The organism is Lishizhenia tianjinensis, from assembly GCF_900116425.1.
In the GTDB taxonomy this organism is placed as follows: domain Bacteria; phylum Bacteroidota; class Bacteroidia; order Flavobacteriales_D; family Crocinitomicaceae; genus Lishizhenia; species Lishizhenia tianjinensis.
Genome location: NZ_FPAS01000004.1, coordinates 194,262 through 214,866, shown reverse-complemented (window position 1 = coordinate 214,866; position 20,605 = coordinate 194,262). Strand labels below are relative to the sequence as shown.

Genomic DNA, 20,605 nt, shown 5'->3' with positions numbered 1-20,605 from the left:
ATTACTCAAGAATTAATTTATATCCTACCCCTCTTATAGACAAGAAGTGCTTGGGGTTTTTAGGATGGGTTTCAAAGAGTTTACGAAACCCGAGTATGTAGTTGTCTATGGTTCTTGGACTCGGAAACTGATCTTCTCCCCAGAGTCTGTCCAATATAGTATCACGAGGAATTACCTCGCCCTTTTTCTCGTAAAACAACTTTAAGAGTTCTACTTCTCTTTTGGAGAGTTTAGCGATCACTTTTTCATCTTCCAAAACCTCATAACTAATAAAATTGATGGTTTTATTGGCTATGGTCAACTGTTCTACCTGTTCGGCAGGGGTCGTCGAGCTACGTTTTAAAAGTATTTGAACACGCAAAAGCAGCTCTTCCAAATCAAAAGGCTTGGCCAAATAATCATCGGCACCTAATTTTAAACCCTTGATTTTGTCTTCTGTATTTCCTTTTGCGGATACGAATAATATAGGAAGTGCACTCGATTTTCGTATCGCTTCGCATATTTCCCAACCCGAATGATGAGGTAACATAACGTCTAAAATCACCAAATCGTAGAGGTGAATATTTTCTACTTCTTTTAGGGCCAAACTCCCAGATACTGCATGCGTTACCTTATAGTCTTCGAGCTCTAAGTTTAGAATAACTGCATCGGCTATGGTTTGTTCGTCTTCTATTAAAAGTATATGACTCATTGTTTAAAATTGAGGGGAAATTCTAAAAATAAGAAACAAATATAAAATTCGTAACTTTGCGAATCGTATAAAATTAGTTAGGAATTCATAAAAAATAGAAATGAAGAAAGCATTTTTGCCCCTTTTGTTCTCGCTATTGTGTGGAGCAACATTTGCCCAAAAAAGCTTCGGTGGATCACCAGAAAGCTTTAACGCAGCAGCGTACAAAGTAGTAAAGAAAACCGATCTAATTAACCTCGAAAAACCTAACATGTCAGAAGTTGTTGCCGAAGATCTTGAAGGAGATAAGCGCAACTACAGAGTGGGAATTAACCTTCCTGTTCATTTATCAATGGAAAATGCTGGAAACTGGTACGTCCAAGGAAATACTAGAATTTGGAAGTTGAGAATCAAAGTCGAAGATGCACAAGCTTTGGGTCTGTACATGGATAATTACTATATTCCAGAAGGAGGAAAATTATTTGCCTACAACAAAAACAGAGCACAAGTTATCGGTGCTTTTACTTCAGAAACACCTTCTTTGTTTGCCATGGAAATGATACAAGGAGATGAAATTACTATAGAGTACAACCAACCCCTTTCTGTAACTGAAGAAGCCATTTTTACCATAGGTGAAGTGGTGTATTTCTACAGAGGAGTGGAGGATAGAATAGGTGTTTACAGAGAGTATGATTACTTACCTGCAAAAGCTGATGCTTGTCAGGTTAACGTAGCATGTCCTGAAGGAAATAACCACCAAGACCAAATCAATTCTGTGATTCATTATACCTTCTCGGCTGATGGTGGAAGTTTTGTTTGTTCAGCGTCATTAATGGCCAATACGAGTTACGACTGCGCGCCTTTAATCTTAACAGCAACTCACTGTGGAGAGAAAACGCAGACCTCTGATTTTACCAACAACATCTGGTACTTCAATTATCAAAATCCAAATTGTACGCCGGGAGCTACAGCGCCTTACCCAAAGCCATTGTTTACTGCTGTGGGAGCAATCTTTAGAGCTTCCTCTAAAAATACATGGAATGTTTCTAACGGAAATCAGGTGTATGGTACCGACTTTACTTTATGTGAATTAACTTCTGCTGATGCTTTGCCTGCCGATGCTTATTTCAACGGTTGGGATGCAACGGGTGCTGGAGCAACGAATGGAGTTGGGGTTCACCACCCATCTGGTCATGATAAGAAGATTTCAACGTTTAATAATAGTTTACAAACTGGAACTTACAATGGAGGTTTAAGTGGAGCGCACTGGAGAGTTTTTTGGTCTTCTACTCAGAGCGGACATGGTGTAACGGAAGGAGGGTCTTCAGGATCTCCTATTTTCAATGAAGATGGTTTGGTGGTTGGACTTCTATCGGGAGGATCATCTTTCTGTACGGCAACGGGGAATCCAGACTTATACGGTAAGTTAAGTGTTTCTTGGGATCCATCAGGGGCTGATTCTACAGGTAGATTGATGGATTGGTTGGATCCTGAAAATACAGGTTTGAAGAGAATTATAGGGATAGGTAACCCTTGTTCTGATTACCTTGCTACACAAGTAGAGCCTGAAATTCAAGAGGCAAAATTGTATCCAAATCCATCAACAGGTATCTTTAACGTATCAGACCTTACTGAAGGAGATAAAACAATAGAAGTAAGAGATTTGAACGGTCGTTTAGTTCGCAAAATGACTACCTCAGAAAACGAAGTTCAGTTTGATTTATTCAATGAAAAAGCAGGGGTTTACATGTTGACGATTACAAGTGCGCAACACGTACAAACCATGAGAATGATTAAATCATAAGAAAATACAAGATGAATTGTAAAAGGGAAGTGTTGAACTTCCCTTTTTTTATGCAATAATGCGTGCAATATTCTAAGAAAACTTTCGTAAGTATGTACTTTAATTATCTTTGTTCTCAACATGCAAATAAAAATGGATAAATTAATCGCTGAGTTTCCTAAAAACATTGATGATGCATTGGAAACTGCTCGCAACCTAGAGTTTAAATCTCTTCAAAATAGAAATTTCACAAGTGTGGTTATTTGTGGAATGGGAGGTTCTGGAATTGGTGGAAAGTTAGTGGCACAATTGGTAGCGAATGAGGCTAACATTCCCATCCTTGCGAATCAGAATTATAATTTACCCGAATTTATTAATGAAAACACTTTGGTAATTGGTTCTTCTTACTCAGGTTATACGGAAGAAACCTTAACTGCTGTTAGAGCGGCCAAAGAAAAAGGAGCTACAATAGCAGCCGTTTGTTCTGGAGGAGAATTATATGATTTCTGTAAAGAGAACAACTACGATGTGGTAAAGATGCCAGCAGGTAATCCACCACGTAGTGCATTGGCGTTCTCTTCTATCCATTTGTTAAACATGTTGTTTCAGGCAGGTGTAATATCTGACTTGAAATTGAAAGAATTGGAAGCGTGTAGAGCACACCTTAACGATAACATTATTGAAATTAAAGACCAGGCGAAAAAATTGGCTGAGTTTATTCCAAATAAGGAATTAATCATGTACTCAACGCCAGAGTTTGAGCCCGTTGTGATTCGTGCACGTCAACAGTTCAATGAAAATGCGAAGATTTTATGTTCGCACCATGTAGTTCCAGAAATGAACCACAATGAGCTTGTAGGTTGGGGTGGTGGAGACGACCGTTACGGAGTTTTGTTCATAGACTCTCCTTCTACCTTAGAGCGCAACAAGTTTAGAATGAACTTGTGTAAAGAAATCATAGCAGAGAAAACTCCTCATGTTTTTGTTTTGGAGGCAAAGGGAGCCAATTTAATTGAAGAAGTGATGTACATCATTCACATCATAGATTGGGCTTCTATTATGTTGGCAAAGATATTTGAAGTAGATCCTATAGAAATCGACGTAATCAACTACTTAAAAGGAGAACTTTCTAAAATATAAGTGATGAAGCCGAGTGTTATTTTTAAAGAATTAGGTTTAATAGATTACAAGGAAGCTTGGGATTACCAAGAAGAATTGTTTAAAATAGCTATTGATTTAAAAATTGCACAGCGTAAGGGAGAAACAGAAGAACAAACCAAAAACTACTTGTTGTTCTGTGAACATCCACACGTATACACACTTGGTAAATCGGGTAAGCAAGAAAACCTCTTGTTGAACGATGATCAATTGGAGGAAAAGGAAGCTACTTACTATAAGATCAATAGAGGAGGAGATATAACCTATCACGGTCCTGGTCAATTGGTGGCCTATCCTATTTTCGATTTAGATTATTTCTTTACTGACATCCATAAATACATGCGTTTCTTGGAAGAAGCGGTAATCTTAACCCTTAAAGATTTCGGTATAGAATCGGGTAGAGTAGACGGCTTAACTGGGGTTTGGATAGATGGAGATAAACCAAGCGCTCGTAAAATTTGTGCCATGGGTGTAAAAAGTAGTCGCTGGGTAACCATGCACGGTATAGGTTTTAACGTTAATTCTAACCTCGATTATTTTAACAATATAGTTCCTTGCGGAATTGATGATAAAGCTGTAACTTCCATGCAACAGGAGTTAGGTAAGGTTGTTAATATGGATGAGGTAAAAGTTAAATTAGCAGCGCATCTGGCTCAGCTATTTGACTATACGTATGCCAACGAACAAGACCTTCCAAAAGCTTAAAAATTTAACGAGAAAACTTTCTTATTTTCTGCTTTTCCTCTTTTTAGTAGGGAATCTTTTTATTCTTCTTTCCGGACGTTTCTACCTCTATAAAGGAATTTATTACACCTATCTACACGGTAAATCGGGTCCAACCCTTTACGACGAAGATGTTTTTGCAAATCGCTTTATAGCTAATGATGATCTTTTTATTGAAGATTTGACCCTGTCTGAAGGCTATAATAGTTATCAATTTTCCGCTTTAGACGAGGATAGTTTGCGCGACATAGAAACAGCATCCTTTCTTGTTTATGAGAATAATAAGTTAGTTTTTGAATCCTATTGGGACGAACACAACAGGCAGAAATTAGGCAATAGTTTTTCTGTGTCTAAAACAGTTGTAGGTTTGCTAATTGGTGCGGCTATTCAAGATGGATATATCAAAAGCATAGAAGAACCTATAGCAAAGTATTTACCTTTCATAGAGCAGGATAATGCGGTAAAAATCAAACATCTCTTGTGGATGGCGAGTGGCTTGGATTGGACGGAAAGTGGTTCTGATCCCTTGAGTAAAAATGCAGAAGCCTATTATACAGGTAAGTTAGATGAACTCTTGGCATGTTCGCAGTTTAAAGATGCTCCGGGAGAAAAATTTGAATATAAAAGTGGGAATTCACAATTGCTGGGGATGATCTTGAAAAATGCCACGGGTAAAAGTGTTGCAAGCTATGCACAAGAGAAGTTTTGGACGCAATTGGGAATGGAATCTGATGCGTTTTGGAGTTTGGATAACAAAGACGGTTCAGAGAAGTCTTTTTGCTGCTTATACGCCACTTCCCGTGATTTTTTGAAGTTGGGAAAACTCATTTTAAACAAAGGCCGACATAAGGAAAAACAAATTATTCCGGAAGACTTTATTTCTCAAATGATGATGAATCCTGAGATTAGCAATGATGGTCTTCCTAATAAGGCTTATGGCATGCATATTTGGACGTTGAACGGTGAGGTTAAAACAGTCTATGCACGGGGTATACTAGGACAATACATTATAGTTCAACCGGAGAAGAATAGAATTATCGTTCGTACGGGATCTCAACGTAGAGAGAAGTATCAAATTGATAAAAAGGATACAAGTAATTACTATTTGCACGATCATCCGAAAGACCTTTTTCTTTACCTTCGCCTCGCACAAGAAATTTGTGATAAACAATGAAGGAAGAATTAAAAGGACCAAAAGTAGAGGGGATTTCTGTAGCTGTTGCTTTTGAAACTGCAGAAACAGGAGATAGAATTTATAATGTGTATTTACTGAATAAAACTGCCGATACCTTAGAGAATGTGTTGGTGAGTAGTAAAGGTTACGGTGTAAATGCTATGACAGAGGAAAAGATAGAAACATCTGTATTGCGTCATAGTTTAGGTGATGTAGCTCCTCAAAAAGCCCAGAAAATTGAACCCATTATGGAACAGGTTTTTGGCTTGAGTAATGAATACTGGATAAGCTATTGGATAGGTAATAAAATGTACGATAAGAAATTTGTTTTCTTGGCTGAAACCATCACTGAGCAAAATGCTATTGATTTACCGCTTCTGGAGTGTACAGGAGTTATGTTAGGCGAGTAATTCTGGTCTTTGACCTAGTTCAAAAGCTAAAGACTCAACACTACTTTCTTCTAATGTAAAAAGACAAGTGTAGTTCAAACTTTCGAGATAAGATTTTGTAGTAGAACCCCATGCAATGATTTTTTGTGTGGGGTTTATCGTATATTGTTTTAAATAAGCCTCAGCATTACTCGGACTCGTAAACACTAAAAAATCAGCTTCGGTAGTAAGGTGAATAAGCTTTGATAAGGTAGTGTAGACCTGTAGATTGATGATTTGATTCTCCCTCAATTCTGCTTGCATGGATTGATTACTGCGTTGAGAAATTGGAAAGAGTACAGTGTCTGTTTTAACCAGACTTTTGAAGTCTTGGGCCACAGTTTTTACCTCACCACTGCGTTGACCTATAAAGTCGCATGCTATGCCTTTATTGCTGATGTGCTCTGCAGTTTTCCTGCCTATACAGGCAATTTTCTTCTCTTGTAAAATAGTAGATGATACACCTTTTGAAAAGAAATCAAAGGCGCGAGGAGAACTAAAGAAAATCCATTGGAAATCTCTGTCTACTGGTAGTGTGAAATCTACCGCCTCGAAATGTATAAAGGATTGAACAATTACTTCAAAACCCAATGCTTGAAGCTGAGATTTTTCAGCCTCTGTAAGATGAGCTTTGGTAAGTAAAAGTTTATTCATTATCGTTTTGTAATTCTTCTACGATGAATTCAGCCATTCCTTCTAAATCGTCGGCATCAAACTTAAACCAGTCTGCACCTTCTTGCCAGTTTTGAGCGTAAGAAACGTAAACTTCCGTTGTATTTGGGCAGTAAACACCAAGTGGTAATTGACAACCACCTTCTAACAAGTTCAAAACTTTACGTTCAACACCTATTTTTTCAGCTACTTCTGCATTGTTAAGTTTGCTAACAATGTTTTCTACGCGCGTATCTCCTTCTCTAATTTGTAAACCTAATACACCTTGTGCAGGAGCCGGTACAAATTCAGTTGGATCTAATTCAACAACTTTTAAATCATCTAAATTGATTTGCAAACGAGAAACTCCAGCTTTCGCCAATAGGATGGCATCGTAGTTTCCGTCTTTCAATTTCTGAATACGTGTAGGAACGTTTCCTCTCAAATCTTTGATCTCCAAATCTTCTCTAGAACGAACTACCAAAGACTTTCTACGTGCAGAAGAAGTTCCGATTACCGCATCTTTTTTCAAAGACCACGTGTAGTTTTCATCTACCGCATTTGGGTTTATCAATAACAATTCAGCAGGATCTTCACGATCAGAAACCGCTGCAATTTTTAAACCTGCAGGAGGGTTAGTTTCCAAATCCTTGTGCGAGTGAACAGCTAAATCAACCGTTCCATCCAACAATTCTTTTTCAATTTCCTTGGTGAAGAATCCCTTCCCTTCAAGCTTGTCAAAGCTCAAGTTTTGGATCATATCTCCCTGTGTTTTAATTATCTTGATTTCAACTTCGCAGTTTAATTTCTCTAATTCTGATTTTACAAAGTTGGCTTGCCATAATGCTAAATCACTTCCGCGAGATCCGATAATTATTTTTTCCATGGGAGTTTATTAAGATTTTAAGAGTATTTCTTTGGCCATTTTCATGGGAACAGAAATGTATTTCTTTTCCATGTAGGCCAATATTTTTTCTACGGTTTCTCTAGAGTCATCGTCTAAGGCATTCATTTCCTCAGCAAAAACGTGTTCTAAAGCAGTAGATTTGATTTCCTTCATTTTTTGAGGAACTTGACGCATAGCAATTTCTATATTTCTTTGCTTGTATGCTTCCTTGTAGTTGAACAATGCTTCTTGGATAATTTCTTCCACATGTTCTACTTCTTTGGCGCGTTCCTGAAGGTTTTTATTCGAAATTTCCTGTAGATAGTCAACCGAGATATGATCTACAGGATACATTTTTTTAATTTCTGGAGATAAATCGTGAGGAATAGCAATGTCTATTACTATCTTCTTGTCTTCATCTCTTCCTACCAAATTGGTGTAGATTTCTGGAGAAATAAGGTGATTGTCTGATCCTGTACAAGTAATCAAAACATCAAATCCTCCTTTGAAATTTTTTAATTCAGTAAGCGGTAGTGCCGTTCCATTTAAATCTTCGGCCAATTTTTCGGCTTTAGATAGCGTTCGGTTAAACACCGTAAAGTTTTTAAAACCGTGCTTTCTTAAGAACTTGCTCATGTTGGTATTGGTAACCCCGGCACCAACGATAACTACACGTGCATCCAAGGGTACACGTTTGTTTTTCAAGGTATGATAAGCTAAAGAAACTACACTTACAGGCTTTGTTGCTATGCTTGTTTCTGTGTAAACACGCTTCGCAGTTTCTATGGTAAAACGCATCACCAAACGAATGGTATCTCCGGTTAAACCAAAAGCCTTACAATCTTCAAAAGATTTTCTTACCTGTGTAATGATTTCACGCTCTCCTACAATCATAGAGTCGATAGAAGAAGCTACACTCAACAAGTGATTTACTGCACCCAAGGCTTCGTATTGCTCATTGTTTTTAGAAAAACAGTTGATTACCCCTTCATCCAAGTGTGGGTAAAGGGTAGCAAAGAAGTTATGAATGAAAGCAGCATCTACAAGCTGGTCTGTTGTGAAAATGAACTCTACGCGGTTACACGTTGATAAGAACATTAACTCATCTAAGTGAAGGGCAGATTTAAATGCACTCAACACTTCCTTTTGTTTGTCTAGTTCTATGTGTAGACGACCAATCTCACTAACGTTAAGATTGCGATGAGTAAATGCGAGTATGTGTAATCTTTCCACGGAATTCTTAGCTATTCTTACGACTGCAAATATGCGAGTTTTCTAGGTTTCTTATGTCATAGTAATGTCAGAAAACTACAATTTAGAACATTTCTATTTTGGTGACAAAAACACAAAAACTAGGCTGTAAATTTGCTTTTTTAATCGAGTGATATGCATAAAAAAAGCTCCTTCAAAAGAGGGAGCTTTTTCAATTCTATTCTAAATGATTTTAGTACAACTCTTCTTTCAAAGCTGTTCTGTAATCTTTAATTTCTTCTCTGTTGATCTTGTGATCTGCATTACGCAATAAAGAAAGTAAGTACAACAAGTTTTCCTTGTCTTCGATTTCTAATGGGTATTCACCACCATCTTCATCTTCTTCGTACTGCGCTTCAACATCGTAAGCTTCGTTTTCAATAAGGTATTCGTAAGTCAAACGAATTACTTTAGTTACCAGAGGATCTTGTTCTTTAAGAGCGTATTCTCTTAGTTCCTTTAATTCATCAATCAATCCTTCAGCTAAAATTCCTTCTGCTTCAACCTTAGCAATGATTTTCTCTAATAACTTATTTGCCGCGCCTAATTTCATTATTCAAAATATTTACCGCAAATGTAATATCTTACTTTGAAAACTGAGTTAAAATAAGCAGGATTTTATTCGAGGAAGTTGAACTTCTGTTCATTCACGAAGGATTGTTTAGATTTAGTGGGCATAAAGCTGAATTGGTTGAAGTGGATTACTATTTTTGTAGAAATAGCGATACCGAAAAATTTTGAGTGGCTTAATCATAAAAGGAATAGTAACGGGGTTAATACTGAGCATTATGCTCGGGCCAGCATTTTTTCTCTTGATAGAAACAAGTATACGAAAAGGTGTTAAGGCTGCACTGAGCTTTGATGCAGGTGTTTTGGTGAGCGATATTATTTATATTGTTATCGTTTATGCACTCTACCAAGAGGTTTCTGGTTTTGCAGATGGCGAGAATAACGCAGTGATTAAACTTATTGGAGGAATCGTTTTTCTAGGTTTTGGTGTAGTTCTGTTTCTTAAAAAAGTGAAGTCACAAAAGTCAGACAACTCCGGTAAAATGGTGCATGATTCTAAAGATTACATCATGCTGTTTACCAAAGGTTTGGTGTTGAACATGGCGAATCCTTTGGTGATCTTTTATTGGTTTTCTGTTTTAGCCTTTGGGGGTGAAGGAAACAATAAAGTGTCGTTAGAACCTTTGGATGTTTTCATCTATGTCGCGGTAATTTTATTGACTTTCTTTACAATAGATGTCTTAAAAATATTAGGCGCTAAGCAACTGCGACCATTCATTACCAATGCTGTTTTAAAATCTCTAAACAGAATTACAGGAACTATATTATTTGCCTTTGGAATCTTTTTGGTGGTTCAAAGTTGTTATTTAATCATGTTCAAGTAACCAAACATATTTTCGAACTTATTTTCATAAATACATATCTATGTTAAGACTGATTTTATTTTGTATGCTTTTTATTTCTACCCTTAGTTTTGGTCAGAAAGTAAAACGCTCAGAATTATCTAAAAAAGAATACAATTTCTACGATTACAATAAAAGTAGGCTGGAAAGTGAAGGGTACTATTACGTTTGGCCAGACAAACAGAAAAGTATCACGGGTCTTAAACACGGGCAATGGAAGTACTACGATAAAAAAGGTAGTTTAGTAGAAGTAAGAAATTACTACAAAAATGATTTACATGGTGTAGTTACTACTTTTTATCCAAATGGTAAGAAGGAAAGTGAAGGATACTTCAAGAAGGGAATTCAAGACAGTATTTATATGTCTTGGAACGAAATGGGGAACCTTGAGGAAAGAGGTCATTTTAAAGAAGGAGTAGCCGTAGGAAAATGGGAATACTTCTACAGAGACGGTAGAGAGAAATTAGTAGAGCTTATAGAAAATGATCAAAGCAGAGTGGTAAGTTTTTGGTTACCAGATGAAAATCATACACAGACCATAGTTAATGGTACGGGTCAAATGGAAACGTTCTATACGAATGCTAATCTTAAATCAAGATACAACTACAAAGATGGTTTGAAAGATGGACCTTTTGTGGAAGCGGCTGTATATGGTTATATCGTAGTGAAGGGTAGTTTTAAATCTGATGAGAAGGATGGAGAATGGAAATATTTTTACATCACGGGAGATTTGGAAAAAATAGTGCACTACAAGGATGGTGAGTTGCACGGAGATTACCGTTACTATTTCGATTCGGATACCTTACAAGTAAAAGGACAATACGAACATGGTATGAAGGAAGGTACCTGGCAATGGTTTACCAACCAAGGAATCATGGACATGGGCGGTGATTTCAAAAATAACCTACAACATGGGGATTGGATTTACAATTATCCAACGGGAGAGTTGGCCTACAATGCGTATTATGAAGAAGGAAAGAAAGAAGGTGAATGGAAGTATTTTTATAAGGATGGAAGTAAGTTCAAGGTGGGTCATTATAAAAATGATGAAAAACACGGTTCTTGGAAAACTTGGTATGAGAATGGAAATCTTTTGATGGAAGGAGAGTACGTTGAAGGCAAAGAAGAAGGCGTTTGGAAAAACTATTGGGAGAATGGACGTTTAAAGAATGAAGGGGTATTTGCTCATGGTTTATTAAACGGGAGTTGGAAGTCTTACTATGAGAACGGGAAGCCTTTATCAGAAGGATTTTATGCGGATAATTTGAAAACCGGTGAATGGAAAAGCTATTTTGATAACGGTAGGTTAAGAGATGTTGGGAACTATAAAGTGATTGAAGAAAAGTCGAGTTCTCGCGTTGGTCCTTTAAAAGGAAAGGTTAATCGCATAAGTGTAAAGGATGGAGAATGGTTGTCTTATTCTCAAAAGGACTACAAACTAACTATTTCTGGAGCCTACAAAAAAGGTGAGAAACATGGAGAATGGATAGCGTATTATCCTGGAGGGAGAACACCAGCAAACTTGTCTACTTATAAGAATGGTAAGTTGGACGGGAAAATGATAGAGTACACGCGTAGAGGTGGTAAAATAAAGTCGGAGGCGAATTACAAAGATGGTAAGCGCGATGGTTTTGTGATCATCTACGATAAGAAGGGAAAGGTTGCGAGTAAGATAGAATATGAAGAAGGAGTACGCGTTGTGAAGAAAGAAAACTTCCAACCTCCGAGATAGGAAAAGTAAAGACACAAAAAAACCGAATGAAATTTCATTCGGTTTTTTTATATTCTAAAAGAAGTGATTACATGTGTTTTTCAACAGCTTTTACTTCATTTTTAACCTCTTGAGTAGCGTCTTTTACAACTTCTTTAACGTCACCTGCAGTTTCTTCAGCAGCTTCAGTTGTTGCTTCAACACCTTCTTCAACAGCTTCAACAGTTTCGTCAACCATTGTAGTCTCTTCAGCTGGAGCAGCTTCAGTAGACTCTTCTGTAGTCTCCTCAGTAGCTTCAGTTGTCATTTCTTGTTCAACTTCGTTAGCAGCCTCTTCAGCGTTACCACCACATGAAGTCATCATCATTGATACAGCAGCTACTGCTACTAATGTGAATACTTTTTTCATTTTGTTTTTGTTTACATATTAATACTAGAGCAAAAATAAAAGAATTTTTGGATTTTAGAAGATGCGCTAAAATTATTATCATCAAATCTTATTATTTCTTTCGTTCTGTTGAGTTTTCGTTTGATCTATTCGTGTAAAAAGTTTAAAATAGCTATTTTTGAAAGTGTCCCGACCGTCGGGAATTTTTAAGATACGAAACAATAAAAAATAAGAAAAATGGCGTTTGAATTACCAGCATTGAATTATGCACATGATGCATTAGAACCACATATTGATGCAAGAACTATGGAAATCCACCATGGTAAGCACCATGCAGGATACACAGCAAAATTAAATGCTGCAATTGAAGGAACTGATTTAGAAGGAAAAACGATAGAGGAAATCTTACAGAACTGTGAAGGAAACAACGCAGTAAGGAATAATGGTGGAGGATACTACAACCACTGTTTATTCTGGGAAGTAATGTCGCCAAACGGTGGAGGAACTCCAACTGGAGATTTAGCTGCTGCTATCGATGCTGCATTTGGTTCTTTTGAAGCTTTCAAAGACCAATTTAGCAATGCTGCTGCAACTCAGTTCGGTTCTGGATGGGCTTGGTTATGTGTTAAGGATGGTAAATTAGAAGTATGTTCTACTCCTAACCAAGACAACCCTATCATGGGGCACGGATGTGGTGGTACACCTATCTTAGGATTGGATGTATGGGAGCACGCGTACTACTTGAACTACCAAAACAGACGTCCAGACTACATCAATGCATTCTTTAATGTAGTGAACTGGGAAGAAGTTACCAAAAGATTTGAAGCTGCAAAATAAGCAGATAGAACTTACGTAAAAGTTAAAAACCTCTTCTGAAAAGAAGAGGTTTTTTAATTTCATAAAACTACCCTTTATAAGTAGCAGTTTTAAAAATAAGCTCTGAACGCTGCTATAGAAACTGTTGTTATATCTATGGTAGAAGCTTCGTTCAGTTGCCTGCAAGGAAAATAAAACCAAAATGCGAATTGAAAACTATTCTAATATCACATTCTCCTATAAAGACGAGGTGTGTTGGAAAAGGGTTGGAAAATTGTTAAAAAAAAAGCCCCGGTAATTTTACCAGGGCTTTTTTTTTATATGTTTTTGTGAATTATTCAACAGTTACTGACTTCGCTAAGTTCCTCGGTTGGTCTACGTTACAGCCTCTCATTACAGCTACATGGTAGCTTAATAATTGAAGTGGAATTGTAGCCAATAAAGGTACTAAGTTTTCATCCGTATCAGGAATTTCGATTACATGATCAGCCATAGCTTTCACTTGTGTATCACCTTCAGTAACGATGGCAATAATTTTTCCTTTTCTCGCTTTAACTTCTTGGATATTACTTACAACTTTTTCGTAAGATGTACCCTGTGTAGCAATAACAAAAACAGGCATTTCTTCATCAATTAAAGCTATAGGTCCGTGCTTCATCTCTGCAGCTGGATAACCCTCAGCGTGGATGTAAGAAATTTCTTTCAGCTTCAAGGCTCCTTCTAAAGCTACTGGGAAAGAACTTCCTCTACCTAAGTAAAGGGCATTATTTGCGTTTTGGTAAACGTCAGAAATGTGCTCGATTAAATCGTTTTGCTCTAAAACCTTGCTTACTTTGTTTGGAATTTGCTCCAATTCAGTTAAGATGGTTCTAAACTGTGACTCACTCATCGTAGCTCTTTCTTTTGCAATTGAAAGTGCCATTAAAGTAAGAACGGTAACTTGTGCAGTAAATGCTTTTGTAGAAGCAACACCTATCTCCGGACCAGCATGTGTATAAGAACCAGCATCGGTAACTCTTGAAATAGAAGATCCTACAACATTACAAATACCTAACGTAGTTGCACCTTTCTTTTTCGCAATATCTAAGGCTGCCAATGTATCTGCAGTTTCTCCTGATTGTGAAATGGCAATAACGATATCGTCTTCACCAATAATAGGGTTTCTGTATCTAAACTCTGATGCATATTCAACCTCAACCGGAATGCGTGCTAAGTCTTCGAATAAGTATTCTCCAACCAAAGCAGCGTGCCATGAAGTTCCACAAGCAACAAATATTATACGTTTCGCTTTTCCTATCTTTTCAATATGATCTTTGATACCTCCCAGTTGAACCCAACCATCTTTGGCATTTAAACGACCTCTGAAACAATCTTGAATAGATCTTGGTTGTTCATGAATTTCCTTCAACATGAAGTGCTCGTATCCACCTTTTTCTAATTCCTCAAGGTGTAACTCCAATTCTTGGATGTAAGGTGTTTTCTCTTGGTTGGCAATATCTACCAATTTCATTCCTGAATCCAAGTCCAAGATGGCAATCTCTTCGTCATCCATGTATACAACGTTCTTTGTGTATTCCACAATAGGTGTTGCATCAGATGCCAAGTAGTAATCGTCTTCTTTACCTATACCTATTACTAATGGACTACTCTTACGAGCAGCAATCAATTGTCTGGGATTGTTTTTATCCATTACAACGATCGCGTAAGCACCAACAACATAAGTTAGGGTTACACGAACGGCTTCAGGTAAGCTTAAAGATTGATTTTTTTGAATTTCTTCTATAAGGTGAACTAAAACCTCAGTGTCTGTTTCACTTTTGAAAACATGACCTCTAGATTCTAATTCAGTTTTTAAACTTTCGTAGTTCTCTATAATTCCGTTGTGAATCAAGGCAATTTGTCCATCACCAGAAAGGTGAGGGTGCGCATTAACGTCGTTAGGTTCACCGTGAGTTGCCCATCTCGTGTGGCCAATTCCTATGTGTCCTGACTTATCTCTCCCCTCAGCAAACTCTTCTAAATTGCTTACTTTTCCTTGTTTCTTATAAAGATTTATTTCTCCATTGTTAAATAGAGCAACACCTGCACTGTCGTACCCACGGTATTCTAGTCTTTTAAGACCTTTAACAACAATAGGGTATGCTTCTTTTGCTCCGATGTAGGCAACGATTCCACACATAGTCTTTCGTATTTCAGTATTTATTTTCGGCTCGACAAAAATAAGGGTTTAAGTCATACCGAATGTAGTATTATTCTAATTATCTGTTAATAGTATATTTAGCGTAGGCTTTTTCTTATTAGTCGTATTCGGACCGTTAAAAATAATACGTTCAGCGGTTGTATTGAAGAAAGATGGAGAAATTAATATTCCATTATTCTCGTATTCACCCGTAATGATTTTTTGTATGTAAGTCCTTAAATCGATCGTGTACGCTTTTGTGGCATCGTCGTAAGTAACAGTGCTAGCAATAGCGGATAGTTCTTCATTGGCTAAACCTAAGTCTGAAATTGAACTTAAAAACAGACTTGGATTTTTTAAATCTGTTGTGTAGTACGATACTGGTAATGTCAGTGTTGCCTGTTGCACTATAGCTCCGTAGGGTATATCACTTAATGAAGGTATATCAATTTTAGCACGTGTAGTGAATGCTTGAGCGTAAAATTGATTTAATCCAGCAGAAGGGTTTGAAATTACATTTTCCACGTTTGTACCTGTTTGATCAGATTCAAAGTGATTGAAATCAATTTCATCTGATGATATCAAAAAGGTGTAGGAGAAGGTTTCATATGAACCATTCACCATTTCACGGTAGTAAATGGTAATTAAAGACGCCGCGTTAGTGTTGGAAAAGTAAAGAATACCCCCTTCATCTACACTCTGTGTAGGATTGTTTGTTTTAATGTAAAAACCTTTGAGGTAATCTTTGAAGCTTTCTGATGAAGAGAAAGAAGTCCCGTTTTTGGCTTCATCAATTAAAGTTCTGGCAAAATTTGTGTCCATGTGAACACGCAATTGCGGGGTAACAGTGTCACCGTCTACTACCGATGGCGTCTCAGGAGTAGGTGTGAATGTTCCCGTATTCGGTGTAACTAAGTTGGTAGGATCGTAATTCAAAGTACTAAACCCGTAGTAAGTCTCGTCGTTTGCTAAATCCATGTCTTCAGTTACCTGATAAATCTCAACGGTTTGTTCATCTAAATTACCGTAGTAACCACCGTAGACCATAGAAAAGACCATAGAGTCTATTTTGATATCATTACCAAAAGTTGGATTCAAGTTAGAGATGTCTACTTGCGTATAGAAAGAGGCATCTACAGATCCAAAAACAGGGTCTATGTAACTTCCTAAAAGATTATAGTTGGGGTGTAAAGATGAAACAGAGTCTTCACTTACACTATAAGTGTACAAAGAGAAAGTGTCAATTCCGCTGGTGCTCAAAGTAGTACCGTCTGGTAGAACACTTGTACCGAGTAAATTATCTTTTTTCTTACAAGAAACGGCCAATAAGCCTAGGCATAAAAAAGTAGCGAGAAGTAGATTTACTTCTCGCCACGATTTATAAGTTGAAATGTTTATTTTCTTCATTATATCAATACTTCTTCTTCTATAACTTTGTCAAAGAATTCTGATACAGATTTTGCTTGTATTTCTTCAGGTTGGTAATCTAATTTGTGGCAGTTTGCATTTTCGTATGCTTCTGTTAACTCTCCACTTAAAGTTTCACTTCCTAATACAACTCCGTCAGAATATTCGATGGCAGCTTTGTTCAAACTGTTGAAGTCACCCGTCTTGATTTTATCAATAAGGTCATCTCCAAAGCCTTCAAATTTAAGCTTTTCTTCGAATCTTGCATCCCAATTTTTGTTAAACTCATTGTCGTATAAAGAGTAAACAACTTTAGCATCAGCAAAGTGAGGATCGTTCGCGTATACATCCTTGATGTACATTGGCATTAATGATGTCATCCATCCGTGACAGTGAATCACATCTGGTTTCCAACCCAACTTTTTAACGGTTTCCAAAACTCCTCTACAAAAGAACATAGAACGCTCATCATTATCTTCGTGATACTCGTCTTTGTCGTTTGTGAAAACAGATTTTCTTTTGAAATATTCTTCGTTGTCTATAAAGTACACCTGCATTCTTGCAGTCGGTATAGACGCTACTTTAATAATTAACGGGTGATCCTGATCGTCGATGATTAAATTCATTCCTGATAAACGAATCACTTCGTGTAACTGGTGTCTTCTCTCATTAATTGTCCCAAAACGAGGCATGAAAACACGGATTTCTTTTCCGTTTTCTTGTGTACCTTGCGGTAGTTTTCTTGCTGTTTTTGAAAGTTCAGATTTTGGTAGGAACGGGGCAATTTCTTGCGATACAAATAGGATTCTTTTCTTCTCCATATAGAGTAAATTCGTAAATTTCAGTACAAAAATATATAAAAAAAAGGGTAATTTCAACAAAAAAGAATAGATTTGTCCGTTTGCACATATTCTAAATACTTAATTACGTGGTAATTTACAAGCGTGTTTCCGATTTACAATCCTTCCTAACACCTTACAAGGAAGCGAATAAAAAAATTGGTTTTGTGCCTACCATGGGCGCGTTGCATGAAGGACATTTGAGTCTCTTGAAAGCTGCAAAACAAGAATGTGACATAGTCGTTGCATCCGTATTTGTTAATCCAACTCAGTTTAATAATCCCTCTGATTTAGAAAAATATCCTCGTATGCCTCAAAAAGATGCAGATCTGCTTGAGCAAAATGGATGTGATGTGATGTTTCTACCTGAAGTGGAAGACATCTATCCGGCGCAGTACCAAACTTTACACCTAGACCTATCTCCCGTAGATGAAGTAATGGAAGGTAAGTATAGACCTGGACACTTCGATGGGGTGGTAAATGTTGTTTCACGATTGTTTGATATAGTACAACCCAACAAAGCGTATTTTGGAAGGAAAGACTTTCAACAGGTAGCTGTAATTAGGGCTATGACTAAAAAGCTGAATTTAGGCGTAGAGATAATTGCCTGTGATACCGTGCGTGAAGAGGGTGGATTGGCGATGTCGAGTAGAAACCTCCGCTTAAATGAAGCTCAGAAGAAGGAAGCGTTGGTGATTTATCAGAGCTTAATTCAAGCTAAAAAAATGGCGCAAGAAAACAGCCCAACAACAACGCTTGCTTATTTAATTGACGCTTTAGGACAAAGTACCTTAGAATTGGAGTATGCAGAAGTGGTGAACCCTGAAACTCTATTACCTTTGACAGACGAATGGATAGATGGAGCTACGGCATGTGTGGTTGCATATTGTGGAGATGTTCGTTTAATCGATAACATGGAATTGATATAATTATGTTTACAGGAATAGTTGAAGCATTAGGAGAGGTTAAGAAAATAGAGCACGAAGGTGAAAATGTTCATTTTACCTTAAGTTGTCCCTTTACATCTGAATTGAAAATAGACCAAAGTTTAGCACACAATGGTTGTTGTTTAACGGTGGTCGAAATAAAAGAAGACCAATATGTTGTTACCGCTATTAAAGAAACACTGGAAAAAACAAACCTTGGTGAACTAACACAAGGAAGTGAAGTGAATCTAGAGCGTTGTATGCAAATGAATGGTCGTTTAGATGGCCACATTGTGCAAGGACACGTAGATACCACAGCGAAATGTATAGCTATCGAAGATCAAGATGGAAGCTGGATGTTTACCTTCCGTTATGAAGGTGGAGATGTAACGGTAGAAAAAGGATCTGTTACGGTGAATGGTGTGAGTTTAACCGTTGTGAATTCAAAGCAAAATGAATTTTCGGTTTGTATCATTCCTTATACTTTAGAACACACGAGTTTTAAAAATATTAAAGTAGGTGATACAGCAAACTTAGAATTTGATATCATAGGAAAGTATGTTGCTAAAATGATGGCGAGGTAACTTTTAAGCATAGGATAAAACAAAAAGAGGTTGTCTGTACAGACAACCTCTTTTTTTATGCTTTCCACTCTTTCTCTATGAGTTTGGACATCTTTTTATTGAGCTTTTTCAATACACTTTCTTGTGAGCCAACAGTACCAATTTTGATTAATCGATTCTCTACCGGTTCTCCATCCTTGTAGAATGTAATTTCAAAAGTTACAGATACAATGTCATCCCTATATAAAGGAAATAAATGTTCTGATGTAAGGTTTTTGTTCAAAGACAAAATATTTGTTGATGGTTTGAACTTTCTGTCATAACCCCTTACAGAAATCAACATATAGGTATCAAATCCTTGTTCCTTTAAAAGGTTTTGTATGCTGTCATTTGCCAAGGAAGTAGCGGACGCTCCTTGCTTAACTACATTTAAAGACGACTTTGTTTTGATGCCGTGCTGGTTGAAAAGAGTTGTAAGGTTTATTTCCAAAGCGAACAAGTCTTGTTGAAAATCAATTTGACCTACAACTACAACATTATTTAAAGAGTCCATTCCTGGTAAATCTTCAGAGGTAATGTTTTTCTTCTCTTCTTGTGCAATTAGACTTGTACTTAGGAATAAACCTAAGAGTAGTGTTGATACTAACTTCATATTAAAATATTTCGTTTGCGATGAGTTTAACGTCATCTGATTTAGACATGGTGTAATAGTGAATGCAAGGAACTCCTGCCTTTTTCAATTCTTTTGACTGATTGATTGCCCATTCTATACCCAATGCTTGAACGTCATCGTTTGTTTTACACTTCAACAATTCTGCCGATAATTCATCGGGGAAATCAATGTGGAAGAACTTGGGTAAGAAAGAAATATGATTCATAGATTTCAAAGGTTTGATACCTGGAATAATAGGCACGTTAATACCTGCCTTTTTACATTCCTCTACAAAGTCAAAGTACTTCTTATTATCAAAAAACATCTGAGTAACGATGTACTCAGCACCCGCTTCTACTTTTTGTTTTAAGTATTGTAAATCCGTAGAAAGATTCATGGCCTCAAAGTGCTTTTCAGGATAGCCTGCTGCACCTATACAGAAATCGGTAGGTTCCAATTGGATGTCATCCATCAAATAAGTTCCCTTGTTCATGTCCGTAATTTGGTTGATTAATTCAACCGCGTATTTGTGTCCATTTTCGTGTGGACGGAAAGAACTTTCTGTTTTAATAGAATCACCTCTCAAAGCAAGTACATTGTCTATGCCTAAGAATTGTAAATCTATCAAGGCATTTTCAGTTTCTTCTTTGCTAAATCCTCCACAAATTAAATGGGGAACTGCATCTACCTGATATTTGTTCATGATAGCAGCACAAATACCAACAGTACCCGGACGCTTACGAATGGCTATTTTTTCTAATAAACCTTGACCTCTTTCTTTATAAATGTATTCTTCTCTGTGGTAAGTTACATTTATAAATTTTGGTTTAAATTCCATCAAGGGGTCTATACCGTCAAAAATTGACTGTACATTTTTACCTTTTAATGGAGGTAAAATTTCAAAAGAGAATAAAGTCTCTTTCGCTTCCTTAATGTGATCTATAACTTTCATTTACTTGGTAATAACTTTAGGAGTCCAAAAATAGTA

The 20,605-nt window shown here is 37.0% G+C and carries 21 protein-coding genes; 10 read left to right on the top strand and 11 right to left on the bottom strand.

Features of this window, described 5'->3' with window-relative positions; all coding sequences use genetic code 11:
- Nucleotide 1: 1 nt before the first annotated feature.
- Nucleotides 2–691: a response regulator transcription factor gene (locus tag BM327_RS12515; RefSeq protein WP_090250739.1), complete on the bottom strand. Its 690-nt coding sequence runs from the start codon at nucleotides 689–691 to the stop codon at nucleotides 2–4.
- A 100-nt stretch (nucleotides 692–791) separates the two neighbouring features.
- On the opposite strand from BM327_RS12515, the gene BM327_RS12510 reads away from it, so the two are divergent.
- The 5 genes from BM327_RS12510 to BM327_RS12490 all read left to right on the top strand — a co-directional run bounded on the left by BM327_RS12510 (nucleotide 792) and on the right by BM327_RS12490 (nucleotide 5,918).
- Nucleotides 792–2,474 (top strand): T9SS type A sorting domain-containing protein, encoded by a 1,683-nt coding sequence (locus tag BM327_RS12510; protein ID WP_090250734.1) that lies wholly within the window; start codon nucleotides 792–794, stop codon nucleotides 2,472–2,474.
- Between the two features lie 132 nt (nucleotides 2,475–2,606).
- Nucleotides 2,607–3,593 carry a bifunctional phosphoglucose/phosphomannose isomerase gene (locus tag BM327_RS12505; protein ID WP_170853756.1) on the top strand — a complete coding sequence of 329 codons (987 nt, stop codon included), beginning with the start codon at nucleotides 2,607–2,609 and terminating at the stop codon, nucleotides 3,591–3,593.
- Between the two features lie 3 nt (nucleotides 3,594–3,596).
- Nucleotides 3,597–4,316, top strand: a complete 720-nt coding sequence (gene lipB / locus BM327_RS12500) for a lipoyl(octanoyl) transferase LipB (RefSeq protein ID WP_090250726.1) — start codon at nucleotides 3,597–3,599, stop codon at nucleotides 4,314–4,316.
- Complete coding sequence (locus BM327_RS12495; protein ID WP_090250723.1) at nucleotides 4,285–5,508, top strand: serine hydrolase domain-containing protein; 1,224 nt, start codon at nucleotides 4,285–4,287, stop codon at nucleotides 5,506–5,508. Before lipB ends, BM327_RS12495 begins: the two co-directional genes overlap by 32 nt.
- Nucleotides 5,505–5,918, top strand: coding sequence for a hypothetical protein (locus BM327_RS12490; RefSeq protein WP_090250718.1), 414 nt, complete (start codon nucleotides 5,505–5,507; stop codon nucleotides 5,916–5,918). Before BM327_RS12495 ends, BM327_RS12490 begins: the two co-directional genes overlap by 4 nt.
- Here BM327_RS12490 and BM327_RS12485 read toward each other — a convergent pair.
- The 4 genes from BM327_RS12485 to BM327_RS12470 all read right to left on the bottom strand — a co-directional run bounded on the left by BM327_RS12485 (nucleotide 5,907) and on the right by BM327_RS12470 (nucleotide 9,277).
- Nucleotides 5,907–6,590 carry a uroporphyrinogen-III synthase gene (locus BM327_RS12485; protein WP_090250715.1) on the bottom strand — a complete coding sequence of 228 codons (684 nt, stop codon included), beginning with the start codon at nucleotides 6,588–6,590 and terminating at the stop codon, nucleotides 5,907–5,909. The genes BM327_RS12490 and BM327_RS12485 overlap by 12 nt on opposite strands.
- The gene (gene hemC, locus BM327_RS12480; protein ID WP_090250711.1) at nucleotides 6,583–7,473 is read right to left on the bottom strand and encodes a hydroxymethylbilane synthase; all 891 of its coding nucleotides are present in this window, start codon (nucleotides 7,471–7,473) and stop codon (nucleotides 6,583–6,585) included. Before hemC ends, BM327_RS12485 begins: the two co-directional genes overlap by 8 nt.
- 9 nt (nucleotides 7,474–7,482) lie before the next feature.
- On the bottom strand, nucleotides 7,483–8,706 hold the full coding sequence (hemA, locus tag BM327_RS12475) for a glutamyl-tRNA reductase (protein ID WP_090250708.1): 1,224 nt from the start codon (nucleotides 8,704–8,706) through the stop codon (nucleotides 7,483–7,485).
- Between the two features lie 211 nt (nucleotides 8,707–8,917).
- The gene (locus BM327_RS12470; protein WP_090250700.1) at nucleotides 8,918–9,277 is read right to left on the bottom strand and encodes a hypothetical protein; all 360 of its coding nucleotides are present in this window, start codon (nucleotides 9,275–9,277) and stop codon (nucleotides 8,918–8,920) included.
- Between the two features lie 184 nt (nucleotides 9,278–9,461).
- Between BM327_RS12470 and BM327_RS12465 the strand changes: the two genes are divergently transcribed.
- Complete coding sequence (locus BM327_RS12465) at nucleotides 9,462–10,118, top strand: LysE family translocator (protein WP_090250693.1); 657 nt, start codon at nucleotides 9,462–9,464, stop codon at nucleotides 10,116–10,118.
- A gap of 40 nt (nucleotides 10,119–10,158) precedes the next feature.
- On the top strand, nucleotides 10,159–11,868 hold the full coding sequence (locus tag BM327_RS12460; protein WP_090250690.1) for a toxin-antitoxin system YwqK family antitoxin: 1,710 nt from the start codon (nucleotides 10,159–10,161) through the stop codon (nucleotides 11,866–11,868).
- Between the two features lie 67 nt (nucleotides 11,869–11,935).
- On the opposite strand, the gene BM327_RS12455 is transcribed toward BM327_RS12460, so the two are convergent.
- Complete coding sequence (locus BM327_RS12455; protein ID WP_090250686.1) at nucleotides 11,936–12,256, bottom strand: hypothetical protein; 321 nt, start codon at nucleotides 12,254–12,256, stop codon at nucleotides 11,936–11,938.
- A gap of 216 nt (nucleotides 12,257–12,472) precedes the next feature.
- Here BM327_RS12455 and BM327_RS12450 point away from each other — a divergent pair, with 216 nt between their 5' ends.
- A complete protein-coding gene (locus tag BM327_RS12450) occupies nucleotides 12,473–13,072 on the top strand; it encodes a superoxide dismutase (protein ID WP_090250681.1) in 600 nt (199 codons plus the stop codon).
- A gap of 313 nt (nucleotides 13,073–13,385) precedes the next feature.
- Here BM327_RS12450 and glmS read toward each other — a convergent pair whose 3' ends face one another.
- The 3 genes from glmS to BM327_RS12435 form a co-directional block, all read right to left on the bottom strand.
- Nucleotides 13,386–15,230, bottom strand: coding sequence for a glutamine--fructose-6-phosphate transaminase (isomerizing) (gene glmS, locus BM327_RS12445; protein ID WP_090250677.1), 1,845 nt, complete (start codon nucleotides 15,228–15,230; stop codon nucleotides 13,386–13,388).
- Nucleotides 15,231–15,305: 75 nt separating this feature from the next.
- On the bottom strand, nucleotides 15,306–16,637 hold the full coding sequence (locus BM327_RS12440) for a DUF4270 family protein (RefSeq protein ID WP_090250672.1): 1,332 nt from the start codon (nucleotides 16,635–16,637) through the stop codon (nucleotides 15,306–15,308).
- Nucleotides 16,637–17,458, bottom strand: coding sequence for a glycogen/starch synthase (locus BM327_RS12435; RefSeq protein WP_090250668.1), 822 nt, complete (start codon nucleotides 17,456–17,458; stop codon nucleotides 16,637–16,639). Before BM327_RS12435 ends, BM327_RS12440 begins: the two co-directional genes overlap by 1 nt.
- A 107-nt stretch (nucleotides 17,459–17,565) precedes the next feature.
- Between BM327_RS12435 and panC the strand changes: the two genes are divergently transcribed.
- Entirely contained in the window at nucleotides 17,566–18,405 is an 840-nt protein-coding gene (panC, locus tag BM327_RS12430; RefSeq protein ID WP_090250665.1) for a pantoate--beta-alanine ligase, read from the top strand.
- Nucleotides 18,406–18,407: 2 nt separating this feature from the next.
- Nucleotides 18,408–18,986, top strand: coding sequence for a riboflavin synthase (locus BM327_RS12425; protein ID WP_090250661.1), 579 nt, complete (start codon nucleotides 18,408–18,410; stop codon nucleotides 18,984–18,986).
- Between the two features lie 55 nt (nucleotides 18,987–19,041).
- Here BM327_RS12425 and BM327_RS12420 read toward each other — a convergent pair whose 3' ends face one another.
- Both BM327_RS12420 and metF read right to left on the bottom strand, forming a co-directional pair.
- Nucleotides 19,042–19,617 carry a hypothetical protein gene (locus BM327_RS12420; protein ID WP_090250656.1) on the bottom strand — a complete coding sequence of 192 codons (576 nt, stop codon included), beginning with the start codon at nucleotides 19,615–19,617 and terminating at the stop codon, nucleotides 19,042–19,044.
- A gap of 1 nt (nucleotide 19,618) precedes the next feature.
- Nucleotides 19,619–20,569, bottom strand: a complete 951-nt coding sequence (gene metF, locus BM327_RS12415; protein WP_090250652.1) for a methylenetetrahydrofolate reductase [NAD(P)H] — start codon at nucleotides 20,567–20,569, stop codon at nucleotides 19,619–19,621.
- Between the last annotated feature and the right edge of the window lie 36 nt (nucleotides 20,570–20,605).